A 23,437-nucleotide genomic window follows, 5' to 3' on the forward strand; every position below is an offset into this window, starting at 1 on the left:
GATCGAGGAGAGGACGTCGTCCTGCACGAGGCGCTGCGACAGGATGATCGCGTCCTCGTAGTTGTGACCCTCCCACGGCATGAACGCGACCAGCAGGTTCTTGCCGAGCGCCATCTCGCCGTTCTCGGTGGCCGGACCGTCCGCGAGGACCTGGCCCACGATGACGCGGTCGCCCTCGTTGACGACGACCTTCTGGTTGACCGAGGTGCCCTGGTTGGACCGGGAGAACTTGGCCAGGCGGTACGTGATGTACGTGCCGTCGTCGTTGGTCGTGGTGATGTAGTCCGCGGAGACCTCCTGGACCACACCGTCCTTCTCGGCCTTGACCACGTCGCCGGCGTCGACGGCGGAGCGGTACTCCATGCCGGTGCCGACGAGCGGGGCCTCGCTCTTGATGAGCGGCACGGCCTGGCGCATCATGTTCGCGCCCATGAGGGCGCGGTTGGCGTCGTCGTGCTCGAGGAACGGGATCATGGCGGTCGCGACCGACACCATCTGGCGCGGCGAGACGTCCATGTAGTGGACCTCGTCACCCTGCACGTAGTCGACCTCGCCGCCGCGGCGGCGGACCAGCACGCGCTCGGAGAAGCGCATGTCCTCGTCCAGCGGCGCGTTGGCCTGGGCGATGACGAAGCGGTCCTCCTCGTCGGCGGTCAGGTAGTCCACCTCGTCGGTGACCTGGCCGTCGACGACCTTGCGGTACGGCGTCTCGACGAAACCGAACGCGTTGACCCGGCCGTACGAGGCGAGCGAGCCGATCAGACCGATGTTCGGGCCTTCGGGCGTCTCGATCGGGCACATGCGGCCGTAGTGCGAGGGGTGCACGTCACGGACCTCGAAGCCGGCCCGCTCACGGGAGAGACCACCCGGGCCGAGCGCGGACAGACGACGCTTGTGCGTCAGCCCGGACAGCGGGTTGTTCTGGTCCATGAACTGGGACAGCTGGCTGGTGCCGAAGAACTCCTTGATGGAGGCGACGACCGGCCGGATGTTGATCAGGGTCTGCGGCGTGATCGCCTCGACGTCCTGCGTGGTCATGCGCTCGCGGACGACGCGCTCCATACGGGCCAGACCGGTGCGGACCTGGTTCTGGATGAGCTCGCCGACGCTGCGCAGACGACGGTTGCCGAAGTGGTCGATGTCGTCGGTCTCGACGACGATCGTCTGACCGCTGGCGAGGGCCGTCTCGGTCTCGCCGGCGTGCAGCTGCACCAGGTACTTGATCGTCGAGATGACGTCCTCGACGGTCAGGACGCCCGCGTCGAGCGGGGCGTCCGCGCCGAGCTTCTTGTTGACCTTGTAGCGGCCGACCTTCGCGAGGTCGTAGCGCTTGGGGTTGAAGTACAGGTTCTCCAGCAGCGTCTGCGCGGCCTCACGCGTGGGGGGCTCGCCCGGACGCAGCTTGCGGTAGATGTCGAGCAGCGCGTCGTCCTGGCCCTGGGTGTGGTCCTTCTCCAGGGTGGCGCGCATGGACTCGTACTCGCCGAACTCCTCGAGGATCTGCTCGGTCGTCCAGCCGAGGGCCTTGAGGAGGACGGTGACGGACTGCTTGCGCTTGCGGTCGATGCGGACACCGACCATGTCGCGCTTGTCGATCTCCATCTCCAGCCAGGCACCCCGGGACGGGATGATCTTGGCGGAGAAGATGTCCTTGTCGGAGGTCTTGTCGATCGAGGAGTCGAAGTAGACACCCGGCGAACGGACCAGCTGGGACACGACGACACGCTCGGTGCCGTTGATGACGAAGGTGCCCTTGTTGGTCATGAGCGGGAAGTCGCCCATGAAGACCGTCTGGGACTTGATCTCGCCGGTCTCGTTGTTGGTGAACTCCGCCGTGACGAAGAGCGGCGCGGCGTACGTGAAGTCGCGCTCCTTGCACTCGTCGATGGAGTTCTTCGGGGGCTCGAAGCGGTGGTCGCGGAAGGTCAGCGACATCGACCCGGAGAAGTCCTCGATCGGGGAGATCTCCTCGAAGATCTCCTCCAGACCGGACTTGGTGGGGACGTCCTGACCGGACTCGAGAGCCGACTCGACGCGAGCCTTCCACGCGTCGTTGCCGAGCAGCCAGTCGAAGCTCTCGGTTTGCAGCGCGAGAAGGTTCGGAACCTCGAGGGGCTCCTTGATCTTTGCAAAGGAGATGCGCAGCGGGGCGGTGCTTGCGCCGTTGTTCGTATTCGCGGTCGAGGCAGTGCGCGAGGCGGCCAAGAGGGGGTCCTTCCGAGGGCTCGGACTCACTACGCGCGTACCGGTCCCCCGACCGGGCACAACCTTGGAAGTCCCAGGTGAAGGACGTTTCCAGCGTCAGTGCTCGAGCGAGGGCAGCTCCTGGTGACGGGCAGGAGGCAGCTAACAGGCAGCGCAAAGGGTCAGTGTAGCCACTTGGCCCACTGATGTCCAGTGCGGGTTTGCGGATCCTCGAAAACCCTCATTGTTTCTCAATACCTGCGGCAAGCCACGCCCTCGATGCACATCGATACTGCCCTCTTCGCCGTCGATCCATGCCTCGGATGCGGATCGTTGTGACGACGCGTCCTGAGAATTGCGCGCTGCGTGCAGTTCGTCAAGCCCCCCATGCCCGAAGCACATGCCGCGATCGTCACTCGCGACGGGGCATACGGGGTGCTCAGAGGCACGACGAAGATCACCATACTCGCCGCGACCGACAGTGCAAGGCAGCCGACCCCGGGCGTCCGCAAACGCCGAAGGGCGACCACCCACTTGGGTGATCGCCCTTGGCTGTCTCCGCGTTACAGCCCTCCGGAAGAGAGCTGTGCGGCGAGCGTCGAGTCCCTGCGGACCCGTGAGGTCTTACTTGACCTCGACGGAGGCGCCGGCGCCCTCGAGGGCCTCCTTGGCCTTCTCCGCGGCGTCCTTGGCGACCTTCTCGAGGACGGGCTTCGGGGCGCCGTCCACGAGGTCCTTGGCCTCCTTCAGACCCAGGGAGGTCAGCTCACGCACGACCTTGATGACCTGGATCTTCTTCTCGCCGGCGCCGGTGAGGACGACGTCGAACTCGTCCTTCTCCTCGACGGCCTCGGCGGCGCCACCAGCGGCACCACCGGCGACGACGACCGGCGCGGCAGCGGCGGCGGTGACGTCGAACTTCTCCTCGAAGGCCTTCACGAACTCGGAGAGCTCGATGAGGGTCATCTCCTCGAACTGCGCGAGCAGGTCTTCCTGGCTGAGCTTCGCCATGAGGGGCGATCCTTCCACTATTTCGGCTGGTGCCGGATGTACGGGGTGAGGCGGGCGTACGTGCGGCCCGCTACGGCCTGCGCCTGACGGCACCGGCCATGACGAGCCGAGTTACTCGGCACCGCCCTGCTCGTCCTGCTTGGCGCGAAGGGCGTCCACGGTGCGGACGAGCTTCGACGGCAGCGCCTGGAAAACAGAGGCAGCCTGGGACTGCTTGCCCTTCAGAGCACCGGCCAGCTTGGAGAGCAGAACCTCGCGGGACTCGAGGTCCGCAAGCTTCTTGATCTCGTCGGCGGACAGCGCCTTGCCGTCAAGGACACCGCCCTTGATGACGAGGTTCGGGTTGTCCTTGGCGAAGTCACGAAGACCCTTCGCCGACTCCACCGGGTCACCGGTGACGAAGGCGACCGCCGTCGGACCGTTGAACAGGTCGTCGAGCGTCGTGATCCCGGCCTCGTTGGCCGCAATCTTGGTCAGCGTGTTCTTCACCACGGCGTACTGGGCGTTCTCACCGAGCGACCGGCGCAGCGTCTTGAGCTGCGCCACGGTGAGACCCCGGTACTCGGTCAGCACGGCGGCGTTCGAGCTGCGGAACTGCTCCGTCAGCTCGGCCACCGCGGCAGCCTTGTCGGGCCTTGCCATAGAGCGTCGGCCTCCTTCCGGGTGATGAGGACCGCTCAGAAGGGGCTGGGAAAACGAAACGCCCCGGCGCAGGCGCACGGGGCGTAGCTCGACCGAACGGATTCCGTATGGTCCGGGAACCGGCTCGGGAGCATTTCCACGATCACCTGCGCGGGTCGTCCGCAATTCAGCGGATCCTTCGGCCACCGCACCCTCTCGCGAGCGCACGGCAACGACCAGCGGTCTTTGGCTTCTCCAGGAAGGTACCCGACCGGATCGCCGTCGGGCAAATCGGGTCGACGAGCCGTCGTCGCGGCAGGGCCGCCGCAGGTCAGGCGCCGGAGCCGGACTCCAGCGCCTCCAGCTCGGCCTCGAGCTCCTCCAGCTCGGCCATCTCCTGCTCGTACGCCTCCTCGTCGAGGGCGCCCTCCGCGGAGGAGGTGTCGCCCTCGTACGCCTCGCCCGCGCTCTGGAGCATCTCGAAGAGGTCCACGGTGTCAGCGGCCGGCGGCACCTCGGCCTCGGCCTCGGTGCCGTAGTCGGAGTACTTCGTGCTCAGGTCGATGGTGCCCTCGGGCGTCTCCATGGTGATGTCCATGCGGACGGGCAGGTCGTCCTCGTTGACCCACACCTCGGTGTCGTAACCCTTGACGCCCGACTCCTCGATGGCCTCCAGGAGCTGCTTGCGCTCCTCGGGCTCCATGATGTCCAGGGTGTCGTTGCTCGCCAGCATCTCCTTGACGGTGAGCGTGCCCTTGTAGTGCTCGGCCTCGGTGCCGTCGACCTTCTCGCTGCCGACGTGCTCGAGGTTGGGCGACTCGAGGAGCACGGCGAGCTGCTCGGCCGGGCTCTGGTTCACGTTCTCGAGGCTGGACATCATCTGCTTGGTCAGCGCTTCGTCCCCGGAGGCCTCCGCCGCGGCCGCCAGGTCGACCTTCATCCAGCGCTTGCCGTCCATCTCCTTGGCGGCCTCGGGCCCCATGTCCGTGTAGATGACGTTGTCCTGCCACATCATCCGGACCTGCTCCGGCGTGCCCGGAGCGGAGGCGAACGCGGCACCCGAGCCCGTCATGGTCACGTCCATCACGACCGGGTCCCAGCCGGTCACACCCTTGATGACCATCTCGCCGTCGCCCTCCGCCGCGGCCGACGTCGACATGGTCATCTCGACCTTGGCGGACTTGGCCTCGGCGGTCTTCTCGTACGACGCCGTCAGCACCTGCAGAGCGGTCCGTCCGGAGCCGGAGGCACCGTCCCCCGTCCCGGCGCCACAGCCGACGGCCCCGCCGGCCAGGACCAGCGCCGCGACACCGGCGAGCGTCGCCCCGCTCCGCTCACGCACGGAAAAGCTCATGAGTACCCCCCAGGAACACATGGAACACGTAGAACAGATCGTCAAATCTTTGTAAACGCTGTGATCGTAGCCCAGCGGTCATCCCGACTGCGTCCCCTTACCATCCGCCCCCTGCAACAGCCGTGTCACATCCGAGGGCCGCCCCTCCGGGAACAGGGACGGGCCCCGCACCCAGAAGGGTGCGGGGCCCGAGAACCGGTTGGGTGAGCCTTGGGCTCAGACCGCGGCCGGGTCCTCCTCGACGAGGAGGTTGCGGGTGCGGTTGGGGTCGACCGGAACGCCGGGGCCGATCGTGGTGCTGATCGCGGCCTTCTTGATGTAGCGACCCTTGGCGGCGGACGGCTTCAGACGGAGGATCTCCTCCAGCGCGGCGCCGTAGTTCTCCACCAGCTTGCTGTCGTCGAACGACACCTTGCCGATGATGAAGTGCAGGTTCGAGTGCTTGTCGACGCGGAACTCGATCTTGCCGCCCTTGATCTCGGTGACGGCCTTGGCGACGTCGGGGGTGACGGTGCCGGTCTTCGGGTTCGGCATCAGACCACGCGGGCCGAGGACACGGCCGAGGCGGCCGACCTTGCCCATGAGGTCCGGGGTGGCGACGACGGCGTCGAAGTCCAGACGGCCCTTCGCCACCTCGTCGATCAGCTCGTCGGAGCCGACGATGTCGGCGCCCGCGGCGGTCGCGGCCTCGGCACGGTCACCGGTCGCGAAGACCAGGACCCGGGCGGTCTTACCGGTGCCGTGCGGGAGGTTCACGGTGCCACGGACCATCTGGTCGGCCTTGCGCGGGTCGACACCCAGACGGAAGGCGACCTCGACGGTGCCGTCGAACTTGGTCGTGGAGGTCTCCTTGGCGAGACGGACGGCCTCGAGCGGGGCGTACAGCTTCTCCCGGTCGACCTTGGCGTCCGCAGCGCGGAGAGCCTTGCTGCGCTTGCTCACAACTGCTCCTGTGTTGTTCTGAAAGGAGTCGTGGTACGGGCCGAGCAGGCCCTGCCACGGCGTACTACGAAGGTGGGGTTCAGCCCTCGACCGTGATGCCCATGGAACGGGCGGTGCCAGCGATGATCTTGGACGCGGCGTCCAGGTCGTTGGCGTTGAGGTCGGGCAGCTTGGTGGTGGCGATCTCGCGGACCTGCGCCTCGGTGATCTTGGCGACCTTGGTCTTGTGCGGCTCGCCGGAGCCCTTCTCGACACCAGCGGCCTTGAGGATCATCTTCGCGGCCGGCGGGGTCTTGGTGATGAAGGTGAAGGAACGGTCCTCGTAGACCGTGATCTCCACCGGGATGACCCAACCGCGCTGCGACTCGGTCGCGGCGTTGTAGGCCTTGCAGAACTCCATGATGTTGACGCCGTGCTGACCCAGCGCCGGGCCGACCGGCGGAGCCGGGTTGGCGGCACCGGCCTGGATCTGGAGCTTGATGAGCCCCGTGACCTTCTTCTTCTTGGGAGGCATTGCTCTCTCCGGGTCCTAGTGAGAGTTTTCAGCCCACTCATCCGAATCAATCCGGATGGAGGCATACCGCACAACGATAACGGGTATCCCTGCGCGGCCAAAAACCGAGCAGGTCAGAGCAGCTGCAGTAGCCGCTCTGACCTGGTCGGAGGCGTGTGGTCCAGAGGTACCGAGTACGACTCAGTTCTTCTGGATCTGGTCGAAGCTCAGCTCGACCGGGGTCTCGCGGCCGAAGATCTCGACGAGGCCCTTGACCTTCTTCGAGTCGGCGTTGATCTCGTTGATGGTGGCCTGGAGCGTGGCGAACGGGCCGTCGGTGACGGTGACCGAGTCGCCGACCTCGAAGTCCAGCACCTGGACCTCGACCTTGCGCTGCGGCGCCGGCTTGCCCTCGGCCTCGGCGGCCTCGCGGGCGGCCTTCTCCTCGGCCTCCGGGGCGAGCATCTTCACGATCTCGTCGAGGGAGAGCGGGTACGGGTCGTAGGCGTTGCCCACGAAGCCGGTGACGCCCGGTGTGTTGCGGACGACGCCCCAGGACTCGTTCGTCAGATCCATCCGGACGAGCACGTAACCGGGCAGCTTGTTCTGCCGGACGGTCTTGCGCTCGCCGTTCTTGATCTGGACGATCTCCTCCTCGGGGACCTCCGCCTGGTAGATGAAGTCCTCGACGTTCAGGGAGACGGCGCGCTGCTCCAGGTTGGCCTTCACGCGCTTCTCGTAGCCGGCGTACGTGTGGATGACGTACCACTCGCCGGGCAGCGTGCGCAGCTCCTCGCGCAGGGCCGCGACGGGGTCCACGGGCTCGGACGGCGCCTCGGCCGGGGCCTCCGACTCGGTCTCGTCATCCTCGGTCTCGACGTGCATGGCGGCCTGCTCGGCGGGCTCGCCCACGGCGGCATCCGCAGCCTCGGCCTCGTCGACCACGTCCGCGCCCTCGAGGATGTCGACCGCGTCGTCCACGGACTCGACATCGTCCCCGCGAGGCTCCATGGCGTCGTTCACGTTCGGGTCAGACACGGTGGCTGCTTCTTCCTCGATACAGGGGGTGGAACACGCGAAAGGGGCGCCGGGTACGGCGCCCTTCGCATTCGGCTCAGCCGAAGACGTACTTGGCGGCCTTGTCGAGTCCAAAGTCAATCACAGTCACCAGACCGATCATGATGACCACGAAGATGATGACCACGGTCGTGTACGTCGTCAGCTGCGAACGGGTGGGCCAGACGACCTTGCGGAGCTCCGCGACGATCTGGCGGTAGAAGAGCGCGAGCCGCTTCAGCGGGCCCTTCTTGGCACGCTTGCCGCCCTTGCGGGTCCTCTTCTTGGAATCCGGCGCCTCGTCCTCGGCATCAGGCATGTCGATGGAGCCCACGGCGTCCGTCACTCGTCCTCACCTGATTCCGGGTCGTGGCCGTGCCGCGCCCGGTCTGAGCCGCACGGCGGTGCAGTGCTGTACGTACATGCGCACACATCCTGGCGAAGGTGTGTGTAGCAGGGCCGGAGGGACTTGAACCCCCAACCGCTGGTTTTGGAGACCAGTGCTCTACCAATTGAGCTACGACCCTTTGTGGTTCCCCCAACGTACCGTATCCGCCCGGGTGCTCGGTGTGCATCCGATGAGCGCGGTCTGCTGGAGGCCAACGAGGTGAGAGTGTACGTGCTCCGGCGCCGGGCGTCGAACAGAAAGTGGCGGCCCGGGCCTTCCCCTCCGCAGGATCGGCCGGTGATCCGCCCGCGCGCGGGCGGATGTCGGGTGGATGTTCAGTCCGTGAAACCCGTGTGCCCGGGGCATTTCCGGTCTGGAACGATGGGGCCATGAGCGCTGCCACCCCTCCCACCGAGCGCCGGGTCTCCGCCCGGATCGGTGCGATCTCCGAGTCCGCCACCCTCGCCGTGGACGCCAAGGCCAAGGCCCTCAAGGCCGCCGGCCGTCCGGTGATCGGCTTCGGCGCCGGTGAGCCCGACTTCCCGACGCCGGACTACATCGTCGAGGCCGCCGTAGAGGCCTGCAGGAACCCGAAGTACCACCGCTACACGCCGGCGGGCGGCCTGCCCGAACTGAAGGCCGCGATCGCCGCGAAGACCCTGCGTGACTCCGGCTACGAGCCCGACGTCTCGGAGATCCTCGTCACCAACGGCGGCAAGCAGGCCATCTACGAGGCGTTCGCCGCCATCCTCGACCCGGGTGACGAGGTCATCGTCCCGGCGCCGTACTGGACGACGTACCCGGAGTCGATCCGTCTCGCCGGCGGTGTCCCGGTGGAGGTCGTCGCCGACGAGACCACCGGCTACCGGGTCTCGGTGGAGCAGTTGGAGGCCGCGCGCACCGAGCGGACCAAGGTCGTCCTCTTCGTCTCCCCCTCCAACCCGACCGGCGCCGTCTACAGCGCCGAGGAGGCCGAGGCGATCGGCCGCTGGGCCGTCGAGCACGGCCTGTGGGTGCTGACCGACGAGATCTACGAGCACCTGGTGTACGGGGACGCGACGTTCACCTCGCTGCCGGCGGTCCTGCCCGAGCTGCGGGACAAGTGCATCGTGGTCAACGGCGTCGCCAAGACGTACGCCATGACGGGCTGGCGCGTGGGCTGGGTCATCGGCCCGAAGGACGTGGTCAAGGCCGCGACGAACCTCCAGTCGCACGCCACGTCCAACGTCTCCAACGTCGCCCAGGCCGCCGCCGTCGCCGCCGTCTCCGGTGACCTGACGGCCGTCGCCGAGATGCGCGAGGCCTTCGACCGCCGTCGCAGGACGATCGTGCGCATGCTGAACGAGATCGACGGCGTGGTCTGCCCGGAGCCCGAGGGCGCCTTCTACGCGTACCCCTCGGTCAAGGCGCTCATCGGCAAGGAGATCCGCGGCAAGCGCCCGCAGAGCTCGGTCGAGCTGGCCGCCCTGATCCTCGACGAGGTCGAGGTCGCGGTCGTCCCGGGCGAGGCCTTCGGCACGCCGGGCTACCTGCGGCTGTCGTACGCGCTCGGTGACGAGGACCTCGTCGAGGGCGTGAGCCGGATCCAGAAGCTGCTGGCCGAGGCGCGGGACTGACGTCCTCGTACGCCTCCGCGGGGCGTCGTCCCCGCTAATGCCCCCGCCACGCGCGTGAAGCGGGCCGCGGCTCACCCAGGTGAGTGAATCGCGGCCCGCTTCGACGTTTCTCCGCATCTCTTTGCGACAAAGAGCACTATCGGGGAAAGCGCTACCGGGAGGGACGAGAGGTGCGGCAGGATCGCGGAATGGAGCACGTGCGTGATCTGTCTGAGCTGCCCAAGGCCCATCTTCACCTGCACTTCACCGGGTCGATGCGGCCCGCGACCCTGCTGGAACTCGCCGACAAGTACGGCGTACGGCTGCCCGACGCGCTGACCGACGCCCTGAGCGGCGGGGAGCCGCCGCGACTGCGGGCGACGGACGAGCGGGGCTGGTTCCGCTTCCAGCGGCTGTACGACGCGGCGCGGTCCTGCCTCAGAGAGCCCGAGGACATCCGGCGGCTGGTGCGCGAGGCGGCGGAGGAGGACGTCCGGGACGGCTCCGGCTGGCTGGAGATCCAGGTCGACCCGACCTCGTACGCCCCCCGGCTGGGCGGGCTCATCCCGGCCCTGGAGATCATCCTGGACGCGGTGGACACGGCGTCGCGCGAGACGGGGCTCGGCATGCGCGTCCTGGTCGCCGCCAACCGCATGAAGCACCCGCTGGACGCGCGCACGCTGGCCCGGCTGGCCGTGCGCTTCAAGGACCGCGGCATCGTGGGCTTCGGCCTCTCCAACGACGAGCGGCGGGGCATGGCGCGGGACTTCGACCGGGCCTTCCACATCGCCCGGGAGGGCGGGCTGATGGCCGCGCCGCACGGCGGTGAACTGACCGGCCCGTCGTCGGTCCGCGACTGCCTGGACGACCTGCACGCCTCACGGATCGGGCACGGGGTGCGGGCCGCGGAGGACGCGCGGCTGCTGCAGCGGCTGGCCGACCGGCAGATCACGTGCGAGGTGTGCCCGGCCTCGAACGTGGCCCTCGGGGTGTACGAGAAGCCGGAGGACGTGCCCCTGCGGACACTCTTCGAGGCGGGGGTCCCGATGGCGCTCGGCGCGGACGACCCGCTGCTGTTCGGCTCGCGGCTGGCGGCCCAGTACGAGATCGCGCGCCGGTACCACGCCTTCACGGACGCGGAGCTCGCCGAGCTGGCACGGCAGTCGGTACGGGGCTCGGCGGCGCCGGAGGACGTCAAGCGGAAACTGCTCTCCGGGGTCGACGACTGGCTGACCGCTCCGGTCTCCTGACGCCTGGCGCAGCTTCTCAGAGGTCGACGCCCACCGTCACCGGCTCGTTGACGAGGGTCACCCCGAAGGCGTCCCGGACCCCGGCGACGACCTCGCGGGCTAGGGCGAGCAGGTGCTCGGTGGTGGCCCCGCCCCGGTTGGTGAGGGCGAGGGTGTGCTTGGTCGAGATGCGCGCGGGCCCGGCGCCGTACCCCTTGGTGAAGCCGGCCTTGTCGATCAGCCAGGCCGCGGAGGTCTTGGTGTACCCGTCGCCCGCGGGGTAGGCGGGCGGCACGGCGTCGGCGCCCAGGCGCTCCCGCACGCGCGCGTGGAACGCGGCGAACGCCTCGTCCGTGAGGATCGGGTTGGTGAAGAACGAGCCGGCCGACCAGGTGTCGTGGTCCTCGGGGTCGAGCACCATGCCCTTCCCCGAGCGCAGCTTCAGCACCGTCTCACGGGCTGCGGCGAGGGGCACGCGGTCGCCGGCCTCCACGCCCAGGGCGCGGGCCGTCTCCGCGTACCGCAGGGGCGCCGACAGCCCGTCCGCGTCCTCCAGCTCGAAGCGGACGCGCAGCACGACGTACCGCCCGGGGTCGTCCTTGAAACGGCTGTGGCGGTAGGAGAAGGCGCAGTCGGCGTTGGGCAGGGTGACCGTCTCGCGGGCGACGCGGTCGTAGGCGACCACCTCGGTGACGGTGGTGGCGACCTCCTGGCCGTACGCGCCGACGTTCTGGATCGGCGTGGCGCCCGCGGAGCCGGGGATCCCGGCGAGGCACTCGATGCCCGCGAGCCCGGCCTCGACGACACGGGCCACAGCGTCGGTCCACACCTCGCCCGCGGCCAGTTCCAGCCGGGTGCCGTCGAGCGAGAAGCCCTTCGTCGCGACGACGAGCGCGGTTCCCGCGAACCCCTCGTCACCGATGACCAGGTTGGACCCGCCGCCGATGAGCAGCAGCGGTGTCCCGGAGTCGTCGGCCTCCCGGACGGCGGCGACCACTTCGGCGTCGGTGGTCGCGGTGATCAGCCGGTCCGCGGGACCGCCGAGCCGGAAGGTGGTCAGCGGGGCGAGCGGGGCGTCGTGGAGTTCCTGCACGGGCACAAGGGTACGAGACGGGGCCGGGCCGCCTCACGGTGCCGGGTAAGGGGCGCCCCACAAGGGAGGACGCCCCTTACGTGCTCAGGAGAGCTGTACGACGGCCCGGGACATGCCGAGGACCTTCTGGCCGGCGCTCTTCACCGTCAGGTCGACCCGGACGGCGTTGTCGTCCAGCTTGGCCGCGACCTTGCCGCTGACCTCGATGGTCGCGCCCTGGTCGTCGTTCGGAACGACGACGGGCCGGGTGAAGCGGACGCCGTACTCGACGACCGCTCCCGGGTCGCCCACCCAGTCGGTGACCACCCGGATCGCCTCGGCCATGGTGAACATGCCGTGCGCGATGACGTCCGGCAGTCCGACCTCCCGGGCGAACTTCTCGTTCCAGTGGATCGGGTTGAAGTCCCCGGAGGCGCCCGCGTACTGCACGAGGGTGGCGCGCGTCACGGGGAAGTTCTGGGCGGGCAGCTCGGTGCCCACCTCGACGTCCGCGTAACTGATCTTCGCCGTCATCGGTTCAGGCCTCCTCGTCCTCGCCGCGGGCCACGAGCTTGGTCCAGGCGGTGACCACGTGCTCGCCCGTCTCGTCGTGCACCTCACCGCGGATGGTCAGCACGTCATGGCCGGCCATCGACTTGATCGTCTCGATGGTGGAGGTGATGGCGAGCCGGTCACCCGCGCGCACGGGGCGCTCGTAGGCGAACTTCTGGTCGCCGTGCACCACACGGCTGTAGTCGAGGCCCAACTGCGGGTCCGCTATGACCTGTCCCGCGGCCTTGAACGTGATGGCGAACACGAAGGTCGGCGGGGCGATCACGTCGGCGTGCCCGAGCGCCTTGGCGGCCTCCGGGTCCGTGTACGCCGGGTTGGTGTCTCCCACTGCCTCCGCGAACTCGCGGATCTTCTCCCGGCCGACCTCGTAGGGGTCGGTGGGCGGGTAGGTCCGCCCTACGAAGGACTGGTCGAGCGCCATGGGCTCGGCACCTCCTGCTCGTCTCGATACTGGCGGGTATCGACTCAGGGAACGACACGAGGCCGCCCCCATCACTGGGGGCGGCCTCGTGTACGAACCTGAATCAGCGCGTCTCGCGGTGCGCGGTGTGCGCGTTGCAACGCGGGCAGTGCTTCTTCATTTCAAGACGATCCGGGTCGTTGCGCCGGTTCTTCTTGGTGATGTAGTTCCGCTCCTTGCACTCCACGCAGGCCAGCGTGATCTTCGGGCGGACGTCGGTGGCAGCCACGTGAGTGCTCCTTGACGAACGGGTAGTTATGTTTAACGCATGAAAGAGTAGCCGATCGAAGGACCGACCCCGCAATCGGCTACTGTCTGTAGCGGTGACCGGACTTGAACCGGTGACACAGCGATTATGAGCCGCTTGCTCTACCGACTGAGCTACACCGCTGCGATGCGATCGGACCCCGCCTGACGGCGGGAACCTCTCACACCAGAGCCCCAAAACGGAATCGAACCGTTGACCTTCTCCTTACCATGGAGACGCTCTGCCGACTGAGCTATTGGGGCGAGCGATGAAGACATTACACGTCCCACCGCCGTTCGCCCAAATCCGTTCCGCGGCCCCGCCGCGGCCCGCTCCCTCCCCGCCCTTCACCTGCCCCTGCTGTCCCACCGGGCACGATCTCGCACGGGCGCGCCGCATCGTGCTGCGGCGCCGGGCCGACGGGTGCGGGGGCCGGTGGGCGCGCGGCGGATGTCGCTCACGTTCCGTACGTCGCGCCCGTACCTCCTGAACCACACCGGTACGACTATTGCGCTCCTCCCGGAAGCCGAGGACCCACCGCCCTAGGCTCGACTCACGCTGCGTGATCAGGCGTCTCCTCCCGCAGCAGCCCTACCCCCAGGAGCGCGATGCCCGACAGCCAGCCGCAGCCCTCCCCCTCCTCGTCAGGTTCCTCGCCGGAACAGGCCGCGGGATCCGCGCTGCTGCTGTGCGGGGCGCGCCTCACCGACGGCCGGACCGTGGACGTACGGCTCGGCGGCGGGCGGATCGAGGCGGTCGGGACCGTGGGGAGCCTCACACCGGTCGCGATGGGAGCGACGGGCGCGGCCGACGACCGCGGCCCGTCCGTCGCGCGCGTGGACCTCAAGGGCTATCTGCTCCTGCCGGCCCCCGCCGAACCGCACGCCCACAGCGACACGGCCCTGTCGGCCGACACCGCCGGACCGGTCTCGTACGACCCGCACGAGGTGCAGCGGCGCGCCACCGAGGCGGCGCTCCTGCAGCTCGCGCACGGGACCACGGCGCTCCGCTCGCACGTGCACGTCGGTGACGTGCAGGGGCTGGGCGCGCTCGCGGCCGTGCTCCGGGCGCGGCGGTCCTTGCGCGGGCTGGCGGAGCTGACGACAGTGGCGATGCCCCGGGTCCTGACCGGGATCGCCGGGGCGGACGGACTCGCGATACTGCGGGACGCGGTCAAGATGGGCGCCTCCGTGGTGGGCGGCTGCCCGGACGCGGACCCCGATCCCACGGGCTACGTGGAGGCCGTCCTGGAGATCGCCTCCGAGTACGGCTGCTCGGTCGACCTGCACGTCGACGGCTGCGACCCCGCCCGGCTCGGCCGTCTCGCGACGATGGCGGGCGGGCTCCGGCCGGGGGTGGCCCTCGGGCCCTGCGGAGGGCTCGAGGACCTGCCTCCCGACGCGGCGGCACGCGCTGCGGACCAGTTGGCCGCGGCCGGGGTGACCGTCGTGTGTCTGCCCCAGGGCGGCTGCGCGGGTGTGGACGGGCGCGGCACGGCTCCCGTAAGGCTGCTGCGGGCGGCCGGAGTGCGGGTGGCGGCGGGCAGCGGGGCGTTGCGTGACGTGGCGAACCCGGTGGGCCGCGGCGATCCGCTGGACGTCGCGTACCTGCTGGCCTCGCGGTACGGGCTCCGCCCGGAGGACGCCTTCGACGCGGTCGGCTCCTCGGCGCGCCGGACGCTCGGGCTGCCCGAGGTACGGGTGGAGGCGGGCTTCCCGGCCGAACTGCTCGCCGTCCGGGGCGATCGACTGGCGGGGGCGTTGTCCCTGGCGTACAGCCGGATCGTGGTGCACCGGGGGCGTGTGGTGGCACGCACCAGCGCGGTGCGGGAGTACTGCCACTCGCCGGCGGTGGCTGCGCTCGATCTCCCGCGGCAAGGACGTAAGGAACTGTCGTAGGGGGCGGACGGGACGGACGGGGCGGATGCGACTGTCGTAGACGCCAGTTGCCGCAGGCGCTCGAGGCGCTGGGGAGTTGGGCGGTCGGGATGGATGCCCGGTCGGGCGGATCCTCGGCCGGCTGGTCGTTTGACTGGTCGCTCGACTGGTCGCTCAGCCGGTTGTTCGGCCAGCTGTTCGGCCGATCGCTCAGTCTGGTGTTCGGCTGATTGCCCGACAGGTTGAAGAGTTCGTGTCGTTCGGCGGAAGCGCCCGGGCGGGCGTACGGTCGAAGGCATGCGCATTGTCATCGCTGGAGGTCATGGTCAGATCGCGCTGCGGCTGGAGCGGTTGCTCGCCGCGCGCGGTGACGAGGCGGTGGGTCTCATCCGCCGCGCCGAACAGGGCGACGATCTGCGGGAGGCCGGCGCCGAACCCGTGGTGTGCGACCTGGAGTCGGCCACGGTCGACGAGGTCGCGGAACACCTGCGGGGTGCGGACGCGGCCGTCTTCGCGGCCGGCGCGGGCCCGGGCAGCGGCGCGGCCCGCAAGGAGACGGTGGACCGGGCGGCGGCCACGCTGTTCGCGGACGCCGCGGTACACGCGGGCGTACGCCGCTACATCGTCGTGTCGTCGATGGGCGCCGATCCGCTGCACGAGGGCGACGAGGTGTTCGACGTCTACCAGCGGGCCAAGGGCGAGGCCGACGAGTACGTCCGGCGCGTGGACGCCCTGGACTGGACGATCCTGCGCCCCGGGATGCTCACGAACGACGCCGGAACCGGCCTCGTCCGCCTGGAGGCCCGCACGGGGCGTGGTCCGATCCCGCGGGACGATGTCGCCGCGGTCCTCATGGAGTTGGTGGACACTCCGGCCACGGCCGGCCTGACCCTGGAACTGGTCACCGGCTCGGCACCGGTCTCGGTGGCGGTGAAGTCGGTGGCCGGGAACTGACGGCGCCGAGGAGCGTGCGGCGGCCCGTACCGTCGCCGTACGCACTCCTCACCCGCATCGTGCGGTGCGGAGTGCGCACCCAGCGAGTACGGCCCTGTCCCCGCACCCTCAGAACAGCGGCAGCTGCCCCGGGAACTCCGGAACGACGTAGCCGTCCAGCGTGGGCTGGGCGGCACCCAGTTGCGCCGGCTTACGGGACCCCGGACAGGACACGAGGTCGCCGACGGCTCCCGGCGGATCGTGCCGCGCGAACCGCCCGGCAACCAGGGCGATCTCGCGAAAACACACGGGACAACTTCTGCGACGCGACGACATGAAGCCAGTGTGCCGCCCCGTGGGGGCAACCACGTCTCGAACGTGTGAGCAGGATTCGGGCGCCCGGATCAGCATGGATTGCCCGTTCTGGGGTATCAAGGCACGGCTGGTCCTTCCGAGGGGGAGAGACAGATGACCACACAGCCCCGAGAGTGTGTCGTACTCGATATCCCACAAGGACTGCGGCTGGATCTGCTGGGCCTCGTCGTCGAAGTCGGCCAGGTCCGGATCGTCGCCGACCGAGCCGGTCTGCTCGGCAGCCTCATAGCCTCCTTGACCTGCGGTGGCGGCACGGCCGCGGCACAGAGCCTGGAGGCGATGGCACAGATGCTCCGGTCCCAGGAAGAACATGCCGACGGAGCCGGCCGACGATCGTAGAACCAGCGCAGTCAGTCCATCCAGAACGGCAGAACGGCGACCCGATCGCCCGCTGGGCAGCGTCTCGCCGCCACCGCCGGAACGAAGAGAACCCCTCCGTACTGCGTTCAACAGTACGGAGGGGTTCCCCATTGTGGCGGCGCCAGGATTCGAACCTGGGAAGGCTGAGCCGGCAGATTTACAGTCCTCCTCCGACGTTGCATGTCGACATGCCCTGACCTGCGGCCAAGCACTCACCGTCAAGGCTTAACGCCATAGCCGTCCACGCCACGTCCGCGGACGCTGCCGCTTGAAGCCTCGCGAGGTGACAGTGCGCCGCAACACTAGGTCCTCACCCCCGTGTAGGCGTTCCGGTAGCAGCGGGGACGACGCACCAAGCTCGTTCGATGCAAGCAACGATTTGAAACCCCACCCGTGCGCGGCTTCTGTACGTCAGACTGCCAGAGTGACCAGAACGCAACGGATAATCTTCATATCTACGACCGCCACCACTGGGCTTGCTCTCGTAGCGATCAGCGTCTATATGGGGCTGGATCGGGCCGATAAGCTATCCAGCATCATAAGCGCAATAGCTGGATTGGCTTCGCTGGCGATCGCCCTTCACCAACTGACACACTCAGCAACAACCCAAGCAAATAGCTCACCAGACCGCCAAGTGCAACGCGGCGGAGACAATTCCACCAATATCCAAAGCAGCGGGAATATCACCATCGGGGATAGCAATAAGATAGGGCGCGACCAATGACCACCAAGCAGAATCAACGCGGCGGAGACGGATCCACAAACATCCAGGGAGAAAGCATAAAATATATAGAAGTAGCCCATTACGGAGTCAGCGTCGCCGACGCCAAGACAATCGCAATGGACGTTTTCGAGATGAACGTCACCAGATTCACCGAAATAGCGCGTCAAGTTGCATCGGAACGAGTTGGCGAATTCACGAATAAGCTACTTGGGAGCATTCCACCGCAATCCCTTGCGGCACTACAAGACCCAGACGTCCAGCGGCGCCTATTTTTCGCCCAGCAAGAGTTCGCATGCTCAGGTGATGACGAAATTGGCGACACCTTGATCACTCTGCTCGCCGAGAGAATCACCAACTCTCGACATGGGATGCGACGACTGGTGTTGAATGAAGCGTTGCAGATCGCGGCCAAACTAACTGCGGACCACATATCCCTGCTGACATGCAACTTCTTCCTCAAGTATGTCTCTTTCGGAGACGACCTTCGAACCGTTCAAGAAGTAGCCGAAGAGGTAGATGCAGCGCTTACGCCATACCGTGACGAAATATTCAATCTCGGACAGCCGGACCTCGACTACTTGCGAGGCAATGGTTGCCTGACCGTAAATGGTGGATTTATTCAGGCCTCCGTGTCTCCCGGCCAGTACCTGGGCTGGCATTATCCTGGAATATTTACGCAAGGATTCACACTAGAAGAATTCTATGACGGGCACCATCTAGTCGGCACCCCTTTGATCGAGGAGTACCCCACCGCAGACGGCAACCGATATAGAGTACGTGCCACCTCTATGCTTAAACTTGACGCGATGATCCGCAAGTATAATCTCGAAGACAAGCGTCACGCGGCTGAAAGCGCCCTCAAATCGAGAGTGCAGCCTGATCACGTGATCCTCGATTCAGTCCTGGAGTGCGCACCACACCTGAAGCGGTTTTTCACTCGGTGGCAAAAAATGGGAATGTCCGGGTACATGAATTCTGCTAGCGCAATAGCTATCGCCCATGCCAATGTGCGACGTGCCACTGGCGGCAAGTTCTCCACTCCTATCGACAATTGGCTGAGCGCCGGAACCGACTTCGACTAGTCAGCACCGTTCCAGTACTCTGGTACGCACCACATCGAAACGGAGGGTGCTCCGCGGATGGGACCGAAGACAACCGAGGTCTACAAGACGCTTCGCGCACGGCTCGCCGCCGGCGAGTACGCCCCTGGCGACAAGTTCCCCTCGGAACGAACGCTCACCGAACAACTGAGCATCGGACGAACCGCGCTGCGGCAAGTGCTCGCCCGGCTCGTGACCGAAGGAGCGTTGGAAGTCCGGGGACGGAGTTCGTACCGAGTACCGGGCGCGGTGAGCGTGAAGACTCCGGAGGGACCGGAGCCGTGGCGGATCTACGGCGAACGGGACCTGTACGACAACCGGTGGGTCAAGCTCCAACTGTGGGACGTGGAGCCGCCCGGCGTGGAGCGGTTCGAGCATCACGTAGTGCGCCTCCAGCACGTAGCCATCACGGCAGTCTTGGACGACCAGGACCGCGTGCTGATGATGTGGCGGTATCGGTTCGTCCCTCGGCAATTCGGCTGGGAGCTCCCGGGCGGCATCGTGGACGAAGGGGAGAACCCGGCGGACACGGCGCTTCGGGAAGTCGTGGAAGAGACCGGCTGGCGGCCGAAGTCGCTAGAGCACGTCGTCACGTATCAGCCGATGGTCGGCATGGTCGACTCACCCCACGAAATCTTCGTGGGGCACGGGGCTGACAAGGTCGGAGAGCCGACGGACATCGAAGAGGCCGGCCACATCGAGTGGGTTCCCCTGGCCGACATCCCCGGGCTCATGGCGCGCGGTGAGCTGATGGGTTCCGGCACCCTCGTTGCCCTGCTGCACATCCTGGCGACCCGCCGCAAGGGCGGTCTCACAGCCGCGAACTGAGTTGGTCGATACGGCGGCGCTGCCGCACCGAACCGGTGCGGCCCGCCAGTAGCCGAGCCTCACGCAGGTGCGTGCGCGCGTCGTCGTACTCCGCTCGCGTCAGGTGAGCGTGGGCCAGGTCGGCATGGAGACCAGCGCGCGCCCGCACGAAGGTCGGGTCCATCACCTCAAGCGCATCGTAGGAGTTGGTCACCGCTTCCTCGTCGCCGAGCAACGCGAGCACGTTGCCGCGCCACCGTGTGAGGTGGGCACTGTTCAGGAAGATGCTGGCCATGTCCGGGTCTCGGTCCTCGGGACCCAGCGGTACGGCACCCATGGCCGCATCGAGGGCGCGTCGGCAATCGTCCGGCATCCCGGCATGCGCGCACAGCTCTGCCTCAGCCGCGTACAGCCAAGCCCGAAGCCGGGGCGAGCCGGACTGACCAAGGGTGCGTTGGGCGTCGCGCACCAGCTCGACAGCGAGCGTCGGCCGTCCAGCCTCGCAGAGCACGTACGCCTGCTCCCCCATCGCATGAGCGAGGTACATCGGCGCCTCAGCGTCGCGCGCCGCGCGCTTCGCGAGTTCGTAGTGCCGCCATGCCCGCTCGACCGCCCCCGAGTCGATCGCCTGCCATGCCGCGAGGGTCGACGCACCGGCGAGCGCGAGCGCGACGGGGCGGCGCGCGGACGGCAGTACCGCGAAGTTCAACGCTTCTTCCAAGGCTGCGAGGTGCCCCGTCATCTGGTCGATGAGGCTTGCCGCACCCATCTGGCGATCCATCGTGCGCAGTAGTTCCGTCTGATCGTTCAACGCCTTGACCATGGACGTGCTGACGCTGCTGGCCGAGTCGATCCGGCTGAGTAGTTCGTCGTACCCGTCGGCCACCGGTACGGCCGTAGCGGGTCTGGCGTCCCTCAGCTCTGAGTCTGTGACACCGAGCAGCCGCCGCAGGATGGCCGCGTAGTGGTCGGAGATGGGCCGCTTGTTGTTCTCCCACTCGGACACGTACACCCGCAGGCTCGCGGTCGACGCGACATCGGCGAGGTTCCGCCGGGCGTACTGCTCGATCTCGCGTACCAGCCGCTCCTGTGACCAGCCACGTGCCGTCCGCGCGTTCCGAAGTCCTGCACCCACAGGCCACCGTCCGGTGATCGGTTCCATAACTGACCTTCCCAGCATGCACGACATCGCCGCAGGTCAACAGGGGTTAACTCGCCTCAAGTTAAGGGCTGTTGGCTACCGGAACCCCTGTCTCGAACGGTCTCCTGATGTTGCACCGCGGCGAGCGATCGCCATCCGGGGCAGCGAACCACCTTGACTCTGGTGCGCGCCAGTTGCATCCTACTGGTGCGCACCAGATATCGGGCTCGCGTCCGGTTCGCGGTGTGCGGTGAGCGGCCCTCTTCGGGGCGCTCGCTAGGGCGGACACGCTGCAGGACCGCCCGACAAGGCCAGGCACAACAGGGTTTCGGCCCGTACTGGCGAGGTGGCCCGGTGACCGCGAGCAACGGCCGGAGGGTGGGGACACGGTCCCCCTTGCAGCAGTCCCATTCCTTCGACCGACAGGAAATCTCGATGCGTCAACGACAACGTTGGGCGCCGCCGTGAAGGACCGGCCGGCGGCGCCTCGATACCTCACCGGTCCGCCTTCTTCCTGGCCTCGCAGCGCTGACGCTGCGGCCGGCTGCCTCTCCCGTCCGTCCAGCTCCGCACCACGTGCGCGGGCCGTACGGACGGGGGCGCGGGGAGCCGGATGAGAGCCGCTCCAACGGCCGCGGCTCCGGTGCGGGAACACCGGAGCCGCTTCTTTCGGGCCGTTCAACCTGTGAGAGGAACCACGACCCATGAGGCACATCGGTGCTGTTCAGGCGAGTGTTACCACCGACGCGTTCGACCGTGAGCCGACGGCTGCGGAGCTGCACGCGATCGAGATTGAGATGCCGCTGATCGCGGCGGAAGTCGAGCTGCTGGACGCGCAGATCAGTCTGCTGGATCGCGCGCCGGCGGAGCTGGACGAGCGGCGGCTGCGGCGGGCCCGGCGCAAGGTGCTGGCCGCGCGGCGGGAGCTGACCAACCGGGCCGCCACCGCTACGGAGGTGGGGGCGTGAGCAAGCACCTGACGCTGCAAGACCTGGCCGCGCCGCTGCGGGTGCTGCGGCTGCTGGCCGTGGACTTCGGACACCTGCCGGCGCCGCACGTTCAGGTCTCCCCCGTCTACCCGGAGCGGCTGGAAATGCGGTTCCACGATGACCTGCCGGGCTTCGAGGCGTGGCGGGAGGCGTTGGGCGTCGCTCCGGACGAGGTGGTCTACCGCGAGCAGAGCGACGGCCGGACGCGCGTGCTCATGGCGATGGCCGCGTATGCGGGAGCCGCCGTGGAGCTGACCGGCTTCGGCGACATCCCCACCCTGGTTGTCGCGCCGGCTGGTGATGCGGCATGAGGCTGAACCGCACAGGCAAGACCCTGCTGGTCCTGGCCCTGGTCGCCGTGGTCGGCATGGCCTTCCGCGTCTCGTGGAACGCGCTGCGGGACGTGGCGAAGGCCATCGGTGCGGATGCCACCGCCGCCCTGCTCTATCCGTTCGTGGTGGACGGGCTGATGGCGCTCGCCCTGATCGCCACCCTGGTCCTGACCGACCGGGACGACAAGCGGTTCGCGCTGCGGGTGCTGGCCGCCTACACCGTGGCCTCCCTGGTGCTCAACTACGTGCACGGGCTGGTGCCCACGCTGCACGACACCGCCTCTGGGCGGGTGCGGCTGGCCCAGTGGGACGTTGGGCACTGGGTGCTGGTCCTGCTCGCCTCCTCCCTGCCGGTCGGCTCCATCTACTTCGGCTCCGATCTGGTCGCCAAGGTGCTCCACCACCGCCCCACCCCGGCCGCGACCGAGCCGGTGTACGGGCCGGTGTACGGGCCGGACGCACACGAGTCCGCACGCCTCCCGCACACCCCCGCACACCCCGCTGAAGAAGCCACCGCCCCGGCGGCCGACGCCCCGTCGCTGCCCGCGCTGGCCGAGGCGTCTGCGCTGGTCACAGGCCGTGCGGAACCCGTGCGGGAGGACGGCCCGCACATCCCGCACGCCTCCCGCACGGCCGAGGAGGACGCGGCCGACGAGGCGTTGCGGCGGGCGCAGTTTGAGGAGGCGCGGTTGGAGCGGATGCGGCAGGACGCACGCCGTGCGTACGCCGAATCCGCACAGGCGGGCCGCCCGCTCAGCGCGCGTGCGCTGGGGGAGGCGTTCGGCATGAGCGAGTCGTGGGGACGCAAGCAGATCCTCGCCGCCCGCGACGAGGACGAGGCCCCCCGGCCGCAGCTGCGGGCCGTCGACACCGCCGCCGTGTGATGGCCACCATTCCCGTCTACCGCTGGCGGCTCGCCCCCGAGGGACTGGCCACCCGCCGCCAGCTCCGCGCCGCCGGGCTGCGGCCCGGCGGACAAGACGTCGCCGCACAGCTCGAACGGCCCCGCCGGCGCCGCGCCCCGCTGGTCGCCTACCTCTACCGCGAGGACCTGGCCAAGCCCGTGCGCCCGATGACGCCCGCCCGGTGGGCGGCGCTGGCCAAGGCGAACGCCGCCCGCCGCACCTGCCCGCAGTGCCGCCGGGATGCCGGATACGTCATCCCCACCTCGCTTGGCACGTGCGTCACCTGCGCGTTCCCCGACGAACAGTGCGCCGCCTGACCTCTGTTGGCAGGCCCGGCCAATCGCCTCCTACAGCCCTGGCCGGGCCCTACTCCCCTGAAGGAGTGCACACAGCATGACGGAACTGAGCACCGAGCCGGTAGCCGTACCGGCTCCCCCCACCCCACCGCCCCCCGAGACACCGCCCGCCCCCGCACCGGCCGCGGCCGAGGTGGACCACACCCCGGGCGGCTGGCCGGTCGCCCCGCTCACCCTGTCTGGGGCGAACACGACCGTGGGCCTGATCGCCTCCGCGTCCCTGGTCGGCGGCCCGGTCGCCGCCGCGATCGCCGCGACCGGCGCCGTGGTGCTCGGCACGGTCGCCGCCACCCGCTCCCGCAGGCCCGACACC

25 protein-coding genes, 3 tRNA genes and 1 pseudogene are annotated in these 23,437 nt (G+C 68.3%); 12 read left to right on the forward strand and 17 right to left on the reverse strand.

Annotated features, from left to right (window positions below):
- The 9 genes from rpoB to UW392_RS10275 all read right to left on the reverse strand — a co-directional run.
- A partial coding sequence (rpoB, locus tag UW392_RS10235) for a DNA-directed RNA polymerase subunit beta (protein ID WP_320774602.1) occupies window positions 1–2,205 on the reverse strand: 2,205 nt, incomplete at its 3' end.
- A 603-nt stretch (window positions 2,206–2,808) separates the two neighbouring features.
- Window positions 2,809–3,195 carry a 50S ribosomal protein L7/L12 gene (gene rplL, locus UW392_RS10240; RefSeq protein ID WP_320774603.1) on the reverse strand — a complete coding sequence of 129 codons (387 nt, stop codon included), beginning with the start codon at window positions 3,193–3,195 and terminating at the stop codon, window positions 2,809–2,811.
- A gap of 111 nt (window positions 3,196–3,306) precedes the next feature.
- A complete protein-coding gene (gene rplJ, locus UW392_RS10245) occupies window positions 3,307–3,837 on the reverse strand; it encodes a 50S ribosomal protein L10 (protein ID WP_134040803.1) in 531 nt (176 codons plus the stop codon).
- A gap of 310 nt (window positions 3,838–4,147) precedes the next feature.
- Window positions 4,148–5,170, reverse strand: a complete 1,023-nt coding sequence (locus UW392_RS10250) for a hypothetical protein (protein WP_320774604.1) — start codon at window positions 5,168–5,170, stop codon at window positions 4,148–4,150.
- Between the two features lie 216 nt (window positions 5,171–5,386).
- A complete protein-coding gene (gene rplA / locus UW392_RS10255; protein ID WP_320774605.1) occupies window positions 5,387–6,112 on the reverse strand; it encodes a 50S ribosomal protein L1 in 726 nt (241 codons plus the stop codon).
- A gap of 79 nt (window positions 6,113–6,191) precedes the next feature.
- Window positions 6,192–6,626, reverse strand: coding sequence for a 50S ribosomal protein L11 (rplK, locus tag UW392_RS10260; RefSeq protein ID WP_189217878.1), 435 nt, complete (start codon window positions 6,624–6,626; stop codon window positions 6,192–6,194).
- Between the two features lie 180 nt (window positions 6,627–6,806).
- Window positions 6,807–7,643: a transcription termination/antitermination protein NusG gene (gene nusG / locus UW392_RS10265; protein ID WP_320774606.1), complete on the reverse strand. Its 837-nt coding sequence runs from the start codon at window positions 7,641–7,643 to the stop codon at window positions 6,807–6,809.
- 76 nt (window positions 7,644–7,719) lie between these two features.
- Window positions 7,720–8,007 carry a preprotein translocase subunit SecE gene (gene secE / locus UW392_RS10270; RefSeq protein ID WP_320774607.1) on the reverse strand — a complete coding sequence of 96 codons (288 nt, stop codon included), beginning with the start codon at window positions 8,005–8,007 and terminating at the stop codon, window positions 7,720–7,722.
- 108 nt (window positions 8,008–8,115) lie between these two features.
- Window positions 8,116–8,188 (reverse strand) — tRNA-Trp (locus UW392_RS10275).
- Between the two features lie 250 nt (window positions 8,189–8,438).
- On the opposite strand from UW392_RS10275, the gene UW392_RS10280 reads away from it, so the two are divergent.
- Together UW392_RS10280 and UW392_RS10285 are read left to right on the forward strand one after the other, a co-directional pair.
- Complete coding sequence (locus UW392_RS10280; RefSeq protein WP_320774608.1) at window positions 8,439–9,665, forward strand: pyridoxal phosphate-dependent aminotransferase; 1,227 nt, start codon at window positions 8,439–8,441, stop codon at window positions 9,663–9,665.
- 188 nt (window positions 9,666–9,853) lie between these two features.
- Window positions 9,854–10,894, forward strand: a complete 1,041-nt coding sequence (locus UW392_RS10285; RefSeq protein ID WP_320774609.1) for an adenosine deaminase — start codon at window positions 9,854–9,856, stop codon at window positions 10,892–10,894.
- Window positions 10,895–10,910: 16 nt separating this feature from the next.
- Here UW392_RS10285 and UW392_RS10290 read toward each other — a convergent pair whose 3' ends face one another.
- The 6 genes from UW392_RS10290 to UW392_RS10315 form a co-directional block, all read right to left on the reverse strand.
- The gene (locus UW392_RS10290) at window positions 10,911–11,966 is read right to left on the reverse strand and encodes a UDP-N-acetylmuramate dehydrogenase (RefSeq protein WP_320774610.1); all 1,056 of its coding nucleotides are present in this window, start codon (window positions 11,964–11,966) and stop codon (window positions 10,911–10,913) included.
- A gap of 84 nt (window positions 11,967–12,050) precedes the next feature.
- Window positions 12,051–12,479 carry a MaoC family dehydratase gene (locus UW392_RS10295; protein ID WP_320774611.1) on the reverse strand — a complete coding sequence of 143 codons (429 nt, stop codon included), beginning with the start codon at window positions 12,477–12,479 and terminating at the stop codon, window positions 12,051–12,053.
- 4 nt (window positions 12,480–12,483) lie between these two features.
- On the reverse strand, window positions 12,484–12,939 hold the full coding sequence (locus tag UW392_RS10300; protein ID WP_320774612.1) for a MaoC family dehydratase N-terminal domain-containing protein: 456 nt from the start codon (window positions 12,937–12,939) through the stop codon (window positions 12,484–12,486).
- Between the two features lie 103 nt (window positions 12,940–13,042).
- Window positions 13,043–13,207 carry a 50S ribosomal protein L33 gene (gene rpmG, locus UW392_RS10305; protein ID WP_004571794.1) on the reverse strand — a complete coding sequence of 55 codons (165 nt, stop codon included), beginning with the start codon at window positions 13,205–13,207 and terminating at the stop codon, window positions 13,043–13,045.
- Between the two features lie 89 nt (window positions 13,208–13,296).
- Window positions 13,297–13,369, reverse strand: a tRNA-Met gene (locus tag UW392_RS10310).
- A 46-nt stretch (window positions 13,370–13,415) separates the two neighbouring features.
- Window positions 13,416–13,488: transfer RNA gene (locus UW392_RS10315), tRNA-Thr, on the reverse strand.
- Window positions 13,489–13,833: 345 nt separating this feature from the next.
- Between UW392_RS10315 and UW392_RS10320 the strand changes: the two genes are divergently transcribed.
- The 3 genes from UW392_RS10320 (at window position 13,834) to UW392_RS10330 (ending at window position 16,056) form a co-directional block, all read left to right on the forward strand.
- Window positions 13,834–15,123: an amidohydrolase family protein gene (locus UW392_RS10320; RefSeq protein ID WP_320774613.1), complete on the forward strand. Its 1,290-nt coding sequence runs from the start codon at window positions 13,834–13,836 to the stop codon at window positions 15,121–15,123.
- A gap of 47 nt (window positions 15,124–15,170) precedes the next feature.
- A complete protein-coding gene (locus tag UW392_RS10325) occupies window positions 15,171–15,332 on the forward strand; it encodes a hypothetical protein (RefSeq protein WP_320774614.1) in 162 nt (53 codons plus the stop codon).
- 67 nt (window positions 15,333–15,399) lie between these two features.
- Complete coding sequence (locus UW392_RS10330; RefSeq protein WP_320774615.1) at window positions 15,400–16,056, forward strand: NAD(P)H-binding protein; 657 nt, start codon at window positions 15,400–15,402, stop codon at window positions 16,054–16,056.
- 108 nt (window positions 16,057–16,164) lie between these two features.
- Here UW392_RS10330 and UW392_RS10335 read toward each other — a convergent pair whose 3' ends face one another.
- Window positions 16,165–16,371: a hypothetical protein gene (locus UW392_RS10335; RefSeq protein ID WP_320774622.1), complete on the reverse strand. Its 207-nt coding sequence runs from the start codon at window positions 16,369–16,371 to the stop codon at window positions 16,165–16,167.
- 1,119 nt (window positions 16,372–17,490) lie between these two features.
- Between UW392_RS10335 and UW392_RS10340 the strand changes: the two genes are divergently transcribed.
- Together UW392_RS10340 and UW392_RS10345 are read left to right on the forward strand one after the other, a co-directional pair.
- The gene (locus tag UW392_RS10340; protein WP_320774616.1) at window positions 17,491–18,576 is read left to right on the forward strand and encodes an LPO_1073/Vpar_1526 family protein; all 1,086 of its coding nucleotides are present in this window, start codon (window positions 17,491–17,493) and stop codon (window positions 18,574–18,576) included.
- 57 nt (window positions 18,577–18,633) lie between these two features.
- A complete protein-coding gene (locus UW392_RS10345) occupies window positions 18,634–19,422 on the forward strand; it encodes an NUDIX domain-containing protein (RefSeq protein ID WP_320774617.1) in 789 nt (262 codons plus the stop codon).
- Here the strand turns inward: UW392_RS10345 and UW392_RS10350 are convergent.
- Window positions 19,406–20,413 carry an XRE family transcriptional regulator gene (locus UW392_RS10350; RefSeq protein ID WP_320774623.1) on the reverse strand — a complete coding sequence of 336 codons (1,008 nt, stop codon included), beginning with the start codon at window positions 20,411–20,413 and terminating at the stop codon, window positions 19,406–19,408. The genes UW392_RS10345 and UW392_RS10350 overlap by 17 nt on opposite strands.
- 833 nt (window positions 20,414–21,246) lie before the next feature.
- Between UW392_RS10350 and UW392_RS10355 the strand changes: the two genes are divergently transcribed.
- From UW392_RS10355 to UW392_RS10375, 5 genes and pseudogenes are all read left to right on the forward strand, one after another.
- Entirely contained in the window at window positions 21,247–21,510 is a 264-nt protein-coding gene (locus UW392_RS10355) for a DUF6284 family protein (RefSeq protein WP_320774618.1), read from the forward strand.
- Entirely contained in the window at window positions 21,507–21,842 is a 336-nt protein-coding gene (locus tag UW392_RS10360) for a hypothetical protein (protein ID WP_320774619.1), read from the forward strand. The genes UW392_RS10355 and UW392_RS10360 overlap by 4 nt, the downstream gene beginning before the upstream one ends.
- Window positions 21,839–22,747, forward strand: coding sequence for a DUF2637 domain-containing protein (locus UW392_RS10365; protein ID WP_320774620.1), 909 nt, complete (start codon window positions 21,839–21,841; stop codon window positions 22,745–22,747). The genes UW392_RS10360 and UW392_RS10365 overlap by 4 nt, the downstream gene beginning before the upstream one ends.
- The gene (locus tag UW392_RS10370) at window positions 22,747–23,085 is read left to right on the forward strand and encodes an RRQRL motif-containing zinc-binding protein (protein ID WP_320774621.1); all 339 of its coding nucleotides are present in this window, start codon (window positions 22,747–22,749) and stop codon (window positions 23,083–23,085) included. Before UW392_RS10365 ends, UW392_RS10370 begins: the two co-directional genes overlap by 1 nt.
- 76 nt (window positions 23,086–23,161) lie before the next feature.
- A pseudogene (locus tag UW392_RS10375) lies at window positions 23,162–23,437 on the forward strand (hypothetical protein); the annotation flags it as partial.

The organism is Streptomyces sp. CRN 30, assembly GCF_034105845.1.